Consider the following 13,042-nt stretch of genomic DNA (forward strand, 5'->3'; position numbering starts at 1 on the left):
CACGCTCCCCCACCAGACCGGCATCGGGACAGGAAGCGGACATTCGGCGCCGCTCTCCTTCCCGTTGCCTGCACCGCGATCCTCACGCTCAGTGCTGGAGTCGTGGTGGTCCCCAGTGTCGCCACCGCCGCCACCGCCGACCGAGGCCACGGGCCGGCGGATCCGTCCTGGCCGTCACATGCAGCCAAGCCGGCCGGCGCCACGACACCCCGGAACGAGGCGATACATGCCGCCCAGGCCAAGGCGAAGAGCACTGGGAAGCCCGTCGTCGTCGACCTCTTGACCACGGGAGGAAGCCAGACCGCCGCCAACCCGGACGGAACGCTCACGACCACGTCGGCCCCGGTGACGGAGCGCGTCCAGAGCGCCGACGGAAGCTGGCGTCCCGTCAACGCGACCCTGCGGGCCAACTCCGACGGGACACTCTCCCCGACCACCGTGCCGTCGCCGCTGACCTTCTCCGGCGGCGGCAGCAGCCCGCTGGCCACCATGGCGACACCCGACGGCAGGAAGCTCGCGGTCAAGGCGCCTTTCGCCCTGCCCAAGCCCGAGCTCAACGGCGAGACCGCCCTCTACCGTTCCGTCCTGCCCGACGTCGACCTGGAACTGACCGCGACCACCGCCGGTGGCTGGCGCCAGGTCCTGATCGTCCGCACCGCTCAGGCCGCGGCCAACCCGCAGATCAAGAAGCTGCACCTCGACACCGTCGGCGACGGGCTGGCCGTGAAGGCGGGCGCCTACGGAAACCTCACGGCCGAGGACGCGTCCGGCAAGGTGCGCTTCACCGCGCCGGCGTCGGTCATGTGGGACTCGACACCCGCGCCGGCCGCACCTGCCGCTGCTCCGGAGCCGAAGACCCCTGGCAAGTCTGCCGAAGCGTCCCCTGCGGACACCACGTCCGTCCCGGCAGAGTCGACCACCAAGGCCCCTGGCGGCAACGCCAAGATCGGACAGATCACCACCACCGTCAGCGGCGGCGGCATCGACCTGGAGCCCGATCCGTCCGTGCTCGGGAAGGGCACCGGCCCGTGGTACATCGACCCGGGCTGGAACCCCAGCGTCGACAACGGTGCCCAGGCCTGGGCACAGGTCCAGTCGGCCTACCCCACGAACCCGGAGTACAACGGCACCCAGTACGGCCAGGACACCCCGGCAGCCGGCTACTGCGGCTACATCGACACCAACAACCGCTGCGAGAAGCAGGGCCGCGAACGCGCCTACTTCCAGGTCGGCCTGAACTCGCAGTTCTGGGACTCGGCCGTGCAGTCCGCAAAGCTGTACGCCACCGTCGCCAGGTCGTCGAGCCCCTCCACACCCACGCCGATGGGCCTGTACTCCACCGGTTCGGCGAACAACAACCCGATCAACCAGTGGACCCGCTGGGAGGCCCAGCCCTGCCCGGATCCCTCGAACTGCACCAAGGTCGATACGGCCTTGATCTCCGGGGAAGGCGGCAAGGAGTTCAACGTCTCCGGTGTGATGACGCAGGCGGCACGTGAGCACTGGGGTGGATGGACGTTCATGTTCACGCCCGACGACGAGACCAACAAGTACTACCACCAGCGGTTCGCCAACAACCCGCACATCGTCGTTACCTACGACTTCGCCCCCTCCATTGGCACCCCGGCCACCAGCCCGACCCCCGGCTTCGCCGCCAACTCCGACTACAGCAACGCCTGTCAGACCCCGGGCACCGTCAACCCGTGGGACAACCCGGGCTGGGTCGGAGCCAACACCGACATCAACCTGAGCGTCGACGCCTGGTCCCCGACCGGCGAGCAGCTCTGGACGACTTTCAAGATCTGGGACGACGACGCCGGCGGCGCTTCCTTGCTCTACGACACCAACTGGGCCGCCAGCTCCGGGCGCAGGACCGTCAGCGTCGGCTCACTCGCCGACGGCCACCAGTACGGCTGGTTCGCGGTGACCGACGACGGCACCCTGCACAGCGCGAACACCCCGATGTGCTTCCTGCGCATCGACCGGACACCGCCCACCGCCCGGATCACCTCGACCGACTTCCCCGAATCCGGCACCCTGGGCGGCCATCCGAAGCTCGTCGGCCAGGAGGGCACCTTCGTCCTCACCGGCACCGACCCGGCTCCGCCCACCGGGAGCCGCTCCTCCGGCCTGGCCTGTGCCCGCTGGACCAACGACCCGGTCCAGGCCGCGTCCACCAACTGGAACTGCAACGACGGCGGCAACGTCGTGAAGATGGACGCCAACGGCACCTACACCCTGAAGTACACGCCGTGGCACTGGGGGACCAACTTCCTCTACCTCCAGACCCAGGACAACGCGGGCAACATGTCACAGCCGGTCGCGTACACCTACTACGTGCCGAGCAACCCCGACGCCCCCGCCCCCATCATGGGCGACATCGACGGCGACCGGAAGGCCGACGTCCTCCTGCCGGACGCTACCGGCGCACTGCGCATGATCGGCGCGAACGCAGACCCGTACGCGGCTCCGAACGCCAAACCGCAGTCCGCGCCGGGCACTACCGACTGGAGCGGCGTCCAGACCACCCACCGCGGTTCGTTCAGCGACCGGAACGTCGACGACCTGATCGCCCACGCGCCCGGCGCTTCCAAGCTGTACCTGTATGCCAACGACGACATCGCCGCGCACCTCGACGGCCAAGCCGCCGTGGAAATGGCCAAATCCCGGCAATGCGCGCTGCCCGACGCGACACCGATCACCTGCACCGACTACGGGAACGGCGGTGACTGGTCCGCGGTCACCCAGATCGCCGCATTCGGATCGACCTCCGGCGACACCCCCGTCAAGGCCGGCACAGGCCTCTCCGGGCTCCCCCGCTCGTCGCTGCTCTTCGTCGAGAACGGCAGGCTCTGGCTCGCCAAGTCGTACAGCGCCAAGACCCTCAACGGACCTGCCATCCTGCTGTCCGGGAACAACCAGGACTGGAACCTCTACGACCTGATCACCCCCGGGCCGGCCAACGGCACCGACACGCCCACGCTGTGGACCCGCTCCAAGAACGACGGCACCATCCACACCTACCAGCTGGCCACGACCGCATCCGGTGGCTTCGACGCCACGGCATTCACCGACCCCACCAAGGGCGGGATCGCCGGCGGCATCGACCCGAAGCTGTACCCGAAGGTGGGCTCCAACGGCGACCTCACCGGTGACGGCCTACCGGATCTCTGGGCCGTCGACACCAATAACCAACTGGTCGCCTGGGCCGGCACCGGCACCAAGTCCCCCGGGACGGACAAAAGCGGCCCGACCGTGACCGGGCTGGAGCAGGCTCCAGTCGTCCTCGGCAGTCTCAACCGACCGCTCGGCAACTGGCTCGCCGCCCCCGACGGCAGCACCAACATCCTCGACGGCCAGGGCAAGGCAAACGGCACCGCAACGGGCGTCGGCTGGAGCGGAGACCAGGTGGACGGCCGCCCCGCCACCGTGGCCACCTTCTATCCGGATGCCGGCTCGAACATCACGATGTCCGACCCGGTGGTCGACACCCGCAAGAGCTTCACCGTCTCCACCTGGGCCAAGTCGGGACGGGCCGGCGGTGTCATCGCCGGCCAGGACACCGTCCACGGCAGCAACTTCATGCTGTACAGCGACGGCGCCGGAAAGAACTGGACCTTCGCGATCGCCAACGGCGACAACGACAACTGGCCGTACGACTGGACGTCCACGGCCAACGCCAGCGCGCCGGTCCGCCCGGGCGTCTGGACACGGCTCACCGCCTCCTACAACGCGGGCACGGGGCTGATGTCGCTCTACGTCGACGGCGTCCTCGCCGCCACCGGCTACCACCAGGCCCAGTCCAGCCCACCGTCCACGGGCCCCTTCACGCTCGGCCGCTACAAGTACCAGTCCAAGCCGAGCGTCTCCTTCGACGGCAGCATCAGCAGCACCGCCGTCTACCCGTTCCCGGTCAGCCCGACCGCAGCCGGCGCGAGCGCGCTCGTCCAGTCCGCCGTCAACAGCTCGATGTGCATCGACGACAACAACTTCGGAACCACCGACGGCACCGCCATCCAGCTCTGGCAATGCAACTGGCGATCGTCACAGACGATCACACTGAACAGCGACGGCACCATGCGCGTGCTGAGCGGCTGCCTGACCCCGGCCAACAGCGGCCGCGACAACGGCACGCCCATCGAATACCACACCTGCAGCGGCACCACGGCACAGCAGTGGCTCCCCCTCGCCAACAACACGCTCTACAACCCGGCCTCCGGCCGCTGCCTGGACCTGCCCGCCGGAAACCCCGTCAACGGCAACCGGCTCCAACTGTGGGACTGCAACTCCGGCGCCGGCCAGCAATGGGTCAACGCCAGCCTGCGCACAGCGGTGCTGCCGGCCCCTCCGCGCTCATAGCCTCTGAGCCCTGAGCAAGCATCTCGGGCCCGTTCCGCCAACCAGCGGAACGGGCCCGCGAACGTTTCGCCCACGCGCCTCCGCGCACCCCGACACGCCGCTACACGACTCCGAGGTCAACCGCCGTCCGGTCAATGCCGGCGACCGACGACATCAACGTCCAGGGCCATCTGGCCATCGAGGTGATTCATGCCAACGGCTGGCGCAACCTCGCTTCCCTCCGTTCGGGCAACCGTCGCGACGGGGCGATCTCTACCCAGCACTCGGAACTCCTGAATCACCGAACACACCAGACCCGTCACACAGGCGCAGGCCGTCAGTGTGGGCTCCGGTGGACGGTAGGCGCAGCCTCGAACGTGTACCTGGTGGCGGCCTTCGCGGTCACCCTGCCCTGCACCACGGGGCAAGCACGCGCACCTGGGGGCGTCTTCTTACCAGTCGAGATGGTGGTCGGTGGTTCTCCGGTATCGCATGGAGACCACCGACCACGTTGTCACGCTGCGAGGTAAGGAGCGTTCTCCGCGCGAATCGAATCCTTCTCCCACATCTCCCTGTCGCGGAGGTAGCGGGGCTGATCGGCCACGATGGACCTCGTTTCGGCGCCGCCGGCGGTCAGCCTCCAGCGCACGGTCCCGCTGACTCGCCGCGCGCAGATGTCGATGAATGCCTGCAGCGCACCGTGGAGTTCGCCGTACCAACGCCCCTCGAGGGACTCCCGAACCCACAGTTGTTCAAGGTGCATCTTCTCGCGGATGGTCTCCGCCCCCAGGGAGGCGGTCTCCAGGTGGCGGTAGGTCCGCAGGAGCAGCCAGGCGGCTGGCATCTCCCTGATCTCAAGCACCTTTTCACCGTTGTCGAGGTGCTCCAGGCCGCTGTAGCGGCCGATGCCGAAGGCGCCGACTCGTGCGTTCAGGTCATCGATGAGTTCGAGGAGAGGCTTGTGCACACCGTCGACCGCAACCGGAACTCCCTCGTGGAACTGCACTTCCAGCGTCTCCGGCCGGTGTCCGGATTCCGTCCGGCTCCAGCGGTACATGTGCTCGGGTACGGCGTGGTCCTCGGGGTCGTCGAGAATGCCGGACTCGAACTCGCGGCACCACAGGTTGGAGTCCCCACTGACGATGCGCTCGCTCATCTGGTCCAGGCCGACCTCCTTGAGCTCCTGAATCTTCTGGTCGCGGTCGACGGGCTCGAGGTCGTACGGACTTCCGTAGTGGCCGTCGAAGCCCAACAGGGTGAGGGCGCCGTTGAGCCGCCGCAGGGTGTTCTGCGAGCGGTTGGCCGTGTGCAGGACGGCGGCCGCGCCGATTTCCCGGGCGAGTTCCACGGCGCAGCGGGCGATGAGGGGGCGGCTGAGGGTCGAGCTGACCGGGTGGGTGTCGAGGTAGACCGCCTGTGCCTTGATGGCGGCGCGGACGAACTCCTCGGCGAAGGCCTGCCGGCCGTCGACGATGTGCAGACGGACCCCGAGTTCATCGGCGATGCGCTGCTTCTGCTCTCGCGTCTCGTCCTCGTCGAGGTCGACGCTCAGGGCGTGGACATTGGTGAATCCGGAGTTCCGCAGGCGGAGCAGCAGGTAGCTGCTGTCCAGCCCGCCGCTGAAAAGGGTGACGATCGGGGCGTCCGGGCTGAGGACTTCAGGGCTGAGCTGGCGAAAGGAACGGATGATCTGCTCTGGCTTGTGCACGGCACGCTTTCCGGGTTGGCCGGTGGACGGGACGGACGATGGGGTGATGGTCATGGGCCGCTCGTTGTGCTGCTCGTGGCGCGGGTGAGCAGGATGGCGAACAGGACGAAGGCGGAGACCAGGCCGGTGCAGGCGGTCCCGATGGCGGTTCTGAACGGGATGTGCTCGGCGAGCATCCCGCCGAGCGCGGCTCCCAGCGCGATCGAGGTGAAGGCGCTGGTCCTGAAGACGGCGGCCAGCCGGCCCTGAAGCTCCCTGGGTGCGAGCTCGTGGCGGAGCGTGTTCGAGTGGACGTTGAACACCGTCAGCCCGAACCCGTAGAAGCAGAAGGTGAGTCCGCTCACGGCGATGGACACGATGGGCGATCCCTGGGGAACGAACGGGAGCGCGCACGGTGCGATGGAGGCCAGGCCGGTGGAGAGCAGGAGGATGGTGGAGATGCCGCGCGCGCTCGTGAACCGCGGTGCGAGCCAGGCTCCCGCCACGGACCCGATCGCACCCGCGCCGAAGACGAGGCCCACCTGGGTGGAGTCCAGGTCCAGCTCGCGGAGTGCGAACAGCATGAAGAGCGTGATCACCGCTTGCTCGAAGAGGTTGAACAGGGTCATCTGGAGCAGCAGCACCCACAGGGTGGTGGTCCGGCGCACGAACCGGGCTCCGGCGACGATCGTCGCGAGCCAGGAGTCCGCAGGCCCGCTCTCCTTTTGCACTTCGCGGGCCCGGGTGCGGACGATCATGGCCGCGGCGATGCCGAAGGCCAGTGCGATGGCGAAGAAGACCAGGTTCCCGGAGATGGCCAGCAGGAGGCCGGCAGCCGACGGCCCGATCACCTGGGTGATCGACATGGAGAGCTGCAGGCGGCTGTTGGCCTTGGCCAGGCCTCCTTCCGGGGCCAGGTCCGGCACCAGGGCGAGTGTGCCGACGCTTGCGAGGGCGTTGAGCGCACCTGCCAGGAAGACCGTGAGCCAGAGGACCAGGGCGGACAGCGAACCGTTGGCGGCCAGCAGGCCGACCAGTGCCAGGAGGACCGCGCGCAGTGCATGGCAGGCCATCACCAGCCGGATGCGGTTGACGCGGTCCACGATGATGCCGGCGATGGGTGTGACCACGAGGTAGGGGATGAACTGCAGCGACGTGGTGACCGCGACCTCGGAGGGCCTCAGGTCGAGCAGTGCCGCGGCGATGAGCGGGAATCCGACGTTGAGGACCTGGCCGGCAGCCTGAGCGAAGGATTGACTCGCCCAGTAGTTGTTGAACTGCCTCCAGCTGATGTGCTGTTCGCGTTCGAGGAGCTGGCTAGCCATGGTCGACCGCCCAGCTGAGGAGTGTCTCCTCGGGCAGTTTCGGGCTGCTGGCGCGAAGGTCGGCGAGCCGCATCCGGTCTCCCCCGGTGGTTACGGTGACACCGAGGTCGTCAGGAAGCCGGACGAGGCTGTACAGCGGCACGGCCTGCGCCCCGCGGAGCATCTTGGCGTAGAGGGCTCCGACGCCGAGGTCGACGGCCCGGATACCCGTGCGCATGGCGTACACCAATGGCTCGTAGGCGAGGACGCGTGGGTAGTCCGTGGCTCGGTTCCCGACTCGCTCGTCGTCGAGGCCCACTACGCGGACGGACATCAGGTGGCTGTCCTGCACGCTCAGCGAGAAGGCCTTGGGCTCGGTGAGGCTTCCGGTGAGGAAGAGCTGCGGCTGCAGGCCGGAGTTGGCGCTCGCGCGGATGTACGCGGCCATGCCCGCCTCGTCTGCCGGCTGGCCATGGCGCTGGTTGAGCTTCACGAGGAGAGGAGCCAGTATCGGGGCCAGTGCCTCGATCTCGCTGACCGTGTCGATGCGGATCGCCGGGGCTTCGTCGGCGATGGTGCGCAGTTCTGCTCGGATACGGCCGCGTGCTCGGTTGTCGGGAACTGTCTCGGCGAAAGAGTCGGCGCCCGTTCCGTCGTCCGGCACCCGAAGCTCGGCTGCCGCGTCGACGAATCCCGCGTGCCAGTGCGGGAGTTGGCCGCGGACCTCGTCCAGGAGCGCCCGGTCGAGGTAGAGCATGCTGACAACGCTCGTCCGGTACTCATCGGTGATCGCTTGGAGGAGTTGTCCGGCGAGCGCCGGGTCCGGCCGGCGGGCCGAGCGCAGGAACCCGTTGCGCTGTCCGTTGCGGGTCCCGATGAGGACATGGCGGCGGCCGCGGTGCTTGGAGCCTGCAGCGGGCTGGAGATCATGCCGATGCAGTGACCACACGTCGTAGGTGGACCGGCCGGGTGCCTCCGGGTAGATGTGGACGGGTATGCCCAGCAGCCAGCCTGCGCTGTCGCGAGCGGCCCAGAACTCCACGGGGACAGCGGGGTTGGAGCGCCGTAGGGTCAGGCTCCAGTCGCGGGTGGTGAAGAGGGAGCTCGGTTCACTGAGGTCGCGCCAGACGCTCTCCGGCACCTCCTCGATCTGCGTGAACCTCTGTATCTCGGGGTGATGCATCGGTGGATCCTGTTCTGTGACGCTGGTCAGCCGTGGGGTACGAGGCGCGCCTTGTGATTGCGGTCGAGAACGGCCTCGCCGAAGCGGACGGCCGATGGGACGGCGTGCGCGGGCAGCTCGCCGCGCAGATGCCGCCGGAGCTCGGCCGAGGTGACAGAGTCCCCGTCCCGGACGGTGACGGTGATGGCGAGGACGTCGCCACGCGGGCCCGCTTCCAGCGCGGCGGCCGCCTGGGTGACCTGCGGATGGCGGGTGGCTGCTGCTTCGATCTCCTGCAGGGCGACCCGGTAGCCGTTGACGGATATCTGCCGGTCGGCTCTGCCGGTAATCCGCAGCTCGCCGTCGGCCCCGCGGACGCCCAGGTCTCCGGTCAGGTAGAGCCGGTAGCCCTCCTCGCCCCGCGGGTCCGGCCGGAATCGGTTGCCGGCTCGGTCATCGCCGAGGTAGCCGAGTGCCAGGTTCTTGCTGCGGACGACGATCTCGTCCGCTGCCAGGCCAGCGCCAGGTATCTCGGATCCCAGCAGGACCACGGCTCCTGCCACGCCATTGCCGATCGGCACTCGCTGCCCCGCATCGCTCGGTACGCGCAGCTCGTAGGCGGCCGCTATCTGCGGCGTCTCGGTCGTGCCGTAGACGTTGAACAGGCGGGCGGTGTCACAGAGGGTTCTCGTCCGTTGCGCGATCTCGCCCGGCAGGGAGGCTCCGCCACAGAGGACCAGCCGGAGCTTCGGCAGCCGGTGGTCCGGGTCGGTGCCCAGGAGCAGACCGAACTCGAGCAGGGCCGGCGTGCCGTGCAGGACGGTGAGCTCCGCGTGTTCGGCAAAGGCGACGAGTCGGCCCGGCATACTCAGTACTTCGGGTTCGGGCACGACCAACGTCGCGGTCCCCAGGAGCGCGGCGATCACGTCGCGCAGGATCGGGTCGTGGCCCAGGCCGCCCAGCAGGCCTACCCGGTCCGTCGGGCCGGGGTTGAACTCCTGCGCGTACCAGGCGGACATCGCCCGCAGCGGCTCGGACCCGACGGCGACCGCGGCGGGATCGCCGGTGGTGCCGGAGGTGAAGAGGATGTGGCTCAGGCCGTCCTCCGGCGCCGGTGCGTGGTCGTCGTCGAGGCGAACCAGAACCGGCTCCGGTGTCAGCGACAGCACCCAGTCGGCCTTGGCGGCCTCCCGGTAGCGTGTGATCCGGGCCTCCGGGTGCGCGCCGTCGACCGGAGCTGGCACTGCCCCTGCCGACCAGGAGGCGAGAAGGGCAGTGACGAACAGGCTGCTCCGCTCGCCCCTGATGAGGATTCGGTCCTGAGAAGCGACTCCCTGCTTCCTGAGCCACGCGGCCAGGCCGGCTACCTGTCCGCCGAGTTCCCGGTAGCTGATCGTCCGGTCCGGTGTTTCGATCGCGGTGCCTTCGGGACGGGCCTCGATCGCCCGGTCGAGAAGGCTGACGACCGGGTGTGCCGTTGACCCACAGGGCCGCTCTGTGTTCAAGGATGTCCCCCCGTTTCGGTTGCGTGTGCGGGCGAGTAAACCGTCGGTGGTCAGCCCGCGACCTTGGCGCCAAGGTCGGCCAGGGCGACCGCCATCTCGCGTGCGGTGGGGTGGTCAAAGATCACGCCGATGCTCGGCTCAACGCCGAAACGCTCCGCGATCTCGGGCAGCAGCCGGATGGCGGTGATGGAACTGCCTCCCAGGTCGAAGAAGTCATCGTCGACGGCCACACTGTCCAGGCCCAGGGCCTCCGCCCACAGGGCCGTGATCTCCTTCTCCATGACATCGAGTTCGGGCTGCATTGGTGTTCTCCGTTTCTGACACGGTCGTGCCGGTGGTGGTGAGGTGCGGATCCAGTCCGGCGGCTAGCGGGCCGGGACGGATTCTGCGAGGGCCGCGAGGTGTCGCCCGAAGCCGTCGATGAGCGCGGCCGCCTGCTCGTCGGTGAGCGCGTCGGTGCGCGTGATCATCGACACCGACACGGCGTCGGCGTCGTAGGAGCCGATGAAGTTGACCGGCCGGCGCGCAGACAGGTTCGCCTTCTTACGGCTGGTCCGCGAGGTCTCGATCCCGGGCAGCTTCAGCTGCCGTTCGGCCAGTTCCTTCGGCTGGAAGGCGAACTTCACCGGGTACAGGTCGTCCGCGTCGTAGTGGGCGAGGAGGTCTTCCCACTGGATGCGTGCGCAGTGGTGCCAGCGCTTCAGGCCGCTGTTGACGGAGGCGATGAGCTCGTCCGCGGACTGGTAGGCGCTGAGGTCCTCGCCGACGAACAAGGTCGTCGAGTAGTAGCCGAGCGCGTTCGCGGACGCCGCAGTGGTCCGGCCTGCGTAGGCGGAACCGAACACGGCCTCCTGGTCGCCGAGGACGTCCGCCAGGGCCTGCAGCATCGCGACCGAGGCGATGACGAACGGGGTGACCGAGTGCCTCCTGGCCGCGCCGACGACTCCGGCGCTCAGCCCGGGCCAGACGCGGCGATGGACCGCGCCGGGGCCCTTGGGCGCCTCGGCGGCGGCGTCCAGCTCCCTGGTCCGTCGGTATTGACGGCCGAACAGCACGGACCACCCGTCCAGCGCCCGTTCGTCCTGCGGTGCCTGGGCTTCGGCGTACTGCGGCGGCAGGCGTCGCGACTTGCCGCCGGTGGTGATGGCCCGGTACTCGGCGGCGAGGTCCTCGTAGAACAGCATGAACGTCCAGGCGTCGAACACCAGGTGGTGTCCGCAGACGATCAGGACGGCCTCAGCCGGATCCAGGCGGGTCAGCCACATCCGGAGCGGGGGCTCGACGTCCAGGCTCATCGGCCGGGTCGCCGTGTCCAGGCCGGCGGCCAGCGCCTCGTCGGCCGAGGCGAAGTTCCCTCCTGGTGCCTCGGTCCAGATCCGGTCGATCAGGTCCGTGCCGGAACCGGTGGTCCGGTAGCCGTCCTGACCGGCCGGGTACACGGAGCGGAGCACCTCGTGCCGGTCAAGGACGCGCAGGACTGCCTGCCGCAGGGCGTCGACGTCCAGCTCGCCCTTGAGGACGAACGCCTCGACCATCAGGTAGTAGGAGTCCGTCCGTCCGCCGATGAACTCGAGCATGCGAAGCTGCTGCGGGGACAGGGGGTGGACGGTCGCGGCCGCCGCTGGCGTGTCTGTGGTGGTCATCTACCGGTCCTGGTCTGGCGTCGTTGGGGTCATCGCAGAGGCGAACGCCGCGGCATTCGCCTCGAGATGGCTGATCCGTGTGGTGCCGGTCAGGACGACCGCACGCCGGAAGGCTTCCGCGTGGAAGGTGAAGGGGTTGCCGGTGCCGGCGAGTGCGCCGGACGCCATCGGTCGGTTGAGCAGGGGCAGGTGCGAGCGCTCGGCCTCGGCGAACGCGGTGGTGAAACCGGCGTTGGCGGAGTTCGACGGGAACTGGACGGTATCGAAAACGGCGGCGTCGAGTGCCGTGCGCAGCGCCTCCTCCGAAGAGACGCTGACTCCGATGGCGCCCACCTCGCCGGAGGTCCGCAGTCCCTCGAACCAGGCGAGAAGATGCTCGTCGCGCAGGTCGTCGACCGTGCACTTGTGGAGCTGGAGAAGGTCGATGCGGCCCAGCAGCAGGCGGGAGCGCTCGAAGCTCGTCTCCAGGGCGCCGAGCGAGTGATCCGGCTGGGCGTCCTCGGGGGCCGGCCAGACTTCACCGCACTTGGTCGCGATCAGCAGTTCCTCCCGCCGAGCGGCGGACAGGCCTGCGAGGTACTCGCCGAGCACTGCCTCGCTTTGGCCGTATGCGGCGGCCGTGTCGAAGAAGCGGATGCCCAGCTCGATCGCCCGGTCGAGCAGAGCCCAGGCCTGCTCGGTGGGGCACACCGCGGATTCCGGGGTGGGCCACGGCCGGCCGATGCCGATCAGGCCAAGCCCGAGCTCGACTCCGCCGACTCGGTGGGTAGTCGCACTGTTCATCACTTGCTCCGCGGGTGGTAGGCGAGCTGGCGCTCGACGGTTGCTGTGGCGAAGTCGCCAAGGCCGTTCACGACGTCACCGGCCTCGAGCCGGGTCCCGCGGGCGAGCCCCGTTCCCTTGAGCACGGCGCCGCGCAGGTCGGGGTCGGAGCCGGTGAAGTCGTCGCCCCCGGCAAGCTGGACACTCTGCGCCGAGATGGCACCGATGACCTGAGCGCCGTCACCGATGGCGCTGGAGCCGACGATCTCGGCGCCGTTAAGCAGCCGCGCTCGGTTGCCGACCGACAACACCGAGCCGGGCTGGTTGGCCTTGATCTGCACGCCGCCGGGGCCAAGGGAGCACTCGTCGCCAATGACGATCCGCCCGCCGTCGGCAGCGATCAGCAGCGTCGACGGGTAGAAGGTGTTCCCGCTGCCGATGGAGCACGTTCCGCCGTCGCACTGCACCACGACACCGGGGAAGAAGGTGTTGCCCTCGCCGATCACGGCGTCGACGGCGATCAGGGTCGAGAACGGGTCAAAGACCGTATTCGTCTCAGCGAGGACGGCCATGTTGGCGAGCGTCAGGAACCCGTTCCTGCGCCGGTGTTCGTCCATCAAGCCGGTGATCTTGTCCTGCAT

9 protein-coding genes are annotated in these 13,042 nt (G+C 68.7%); 1 reads left to right on the plus strand and 8 read right to left on the minus strand.

The genetic code is table 11. The features are described 5' to 3' along the window. Positions 1 to 102 precede the first annotated feature (102 nt). Complete coding sequence (locus AB0O00_RS00445) at positions 103 to 4,359, plus strand: ricin-type beta-trefoil lectin domain protein (protein ID WP_363647511.1); 4,257 nt, start codon at positions 103 to 105, stop codon at positions 4,357 to 4,359. Between the two features lie 493 nt (positions 4,360 to 4,852). Here AB0O00_RS00445 and AB0O00_RS00450 read toward each other — a convergent pair whose 3' ends face one another. The 8 genes from AB0O00_RS00450 to AB0O00_RS00485 form a co-directional block, all read right to left on the minus strand. After that, on the minus strand, positions 4,853 to 6,100 hold the full coding sequence (locus AB0O00_RS00450; RefSeq protein ID WP_363647513.1) for an argininosuccinate synthase-related protein: 1,248 nt from the start codon (positions 6,098 to 6,100) through the stop codon (positions 4,853 to 4,855). Then, positions 6,097 to 7,350 (minus strand): MFS transporter, encoded by a 1,254-nt coding sequence (locus AB0O00_RS00455; protein WP_363647515.1) that lies wholly within the window; start codon positions 7,348 to 7,350, stop codon positions 6,097 to 6,099. Before AB0O00_RS00455 ends, AB0O00_RS00450 begins: the two co-directional genes overlap by 4 nt. Next, entirely contained in the window at positions 7,343 to 8,512 is a 1,170-nt protein-coding gene (locus tag AB0O00_RS00460; RefSeq protein WP_363647517.1) for a hypothetical protein, read from the minus strand. The genes AB0O00_RS00455 and AB0O00_RS00460 overlap by 8 nt, the downstream gene beginning before the upstream one ends. Before the next feature lie 26 nt (positions 8,513 to 8,538). Next, positions 8,539 to 9,996: an AMP-binding protein gene (locus AB0O00_RS00465; protein WP_363647519.1), complete on the minus strand. Its 1,458-nt coding sequence runs from the start codon at positions 9,994 to 9,996 to the stop codon at positions 8,539 to 8,541. 50 nt (positions 9,997 to 10,046) lie between these two features. Then, complete coding sequence (locus AB0O00_RS00470; RefSeq protein WP_363647521.1) at positions 10,047 to 10,298, minus strand: phosphopantetheine-binding protein; 252 nt, start codon at positions 10,296 to 10,298, stop codon at positions 10,047 to 10,049. Positions 10,299 to 10,361: 63 nt separating this feature from the next. Then, positions 10,362 to 11,639, minus strand: a complete 1,278-nt coding sequence (locus tag AB0O00_RS00475) for a condensation domain-containing protein (protein ID WP_363647523.1) — start codon at positions 11,637 to 11,639, stop codon at positions 10,362 to 10,364. Next, positions 11,640 to 12,422, minus strand: a complete 783-nt coding sequence (locus AB0O00_RS00480; RefSeq protein ID WP_363647525.1) for an aldo/keto reductase — start codon at positions 12,420 to 12,422, stop codon at positions 11,640 to 11,642. Further along, positions 12,422 to 13,042, minus strand: coding sequence for a hypothetical protein (locus AB0O00_RS00485; RefSeq protein WP_363647527.1), 621 nt, complete (start codon positions 13,040 to 13,042; stop codon positions 12,422 to 12,424). The genes AB0O00_RS00480 and AB0O00_RS00485 overlap by 1 nt, the downstream gene beginning before the upstream one ends.

Source organism: Kitasatospora sp. NPDC093558, assembly GCF_040683475.1.
Taxonomy (GTDB): Bacteria; Actinomycetota; Actinomycetes; order Streptomycetales; family Streptomycetaceae; genus Kitasatospora.

Bases quoted from the DNA above. Each gene is read 5' to 3' on its own strand.
- AB0O00_RS00450 (WP_363647513.1), bottom strand. From the start codon at position 6,100: ATGACCATCACCCCATCGTCCGTCCCGTCCACCGGCCAACCCGGAAAG.
- AB0O00_RS00455 (WP_363647515.1), bottom strand. From the start codon at position 7,350: ATGGCTAGCCAGCTCCTCGAACGCGAACAGCACATCAGCTGGAGGCAG.
- AB0O00_RS00460 (WP_363647517.1), bottom strand. From the start codon at position 8,512: ATGCATCACCCCGAGATACAGAGGTTCACGCAGATCGAGGAGGTGCCG.
- AB0O00_RS00470 (WP_363647521.1), bottom strand. From the start codon at position 10,298: ATGCAGCCCGAACTCGATGTCATGGAGAAGGAGATCACGGCCCTGTGG.
- AB0O00_RS00475 (WP_363647523.1), bottom strand. From the start codon at position 11,639: ATGACCACCACAGACACGCCAGCGGCGGCCGCGACCGTCCACCCCCTG.
- AB0O00_RS00480 (WP_363647525.1), bottom strand. From the start codon at position 12,422: ATGAACAGTGCGACTACCCACCGAGTCGGCGGAGTCGAGCTCGGGCTT.
- AB0O00_RS00485 (WP_363647527.1), bottom strand. From the start codon at position 13,042: ATGCAGGACAAGATCACCGGCTTGATGGACGAACACCGGCGCAGGAAC.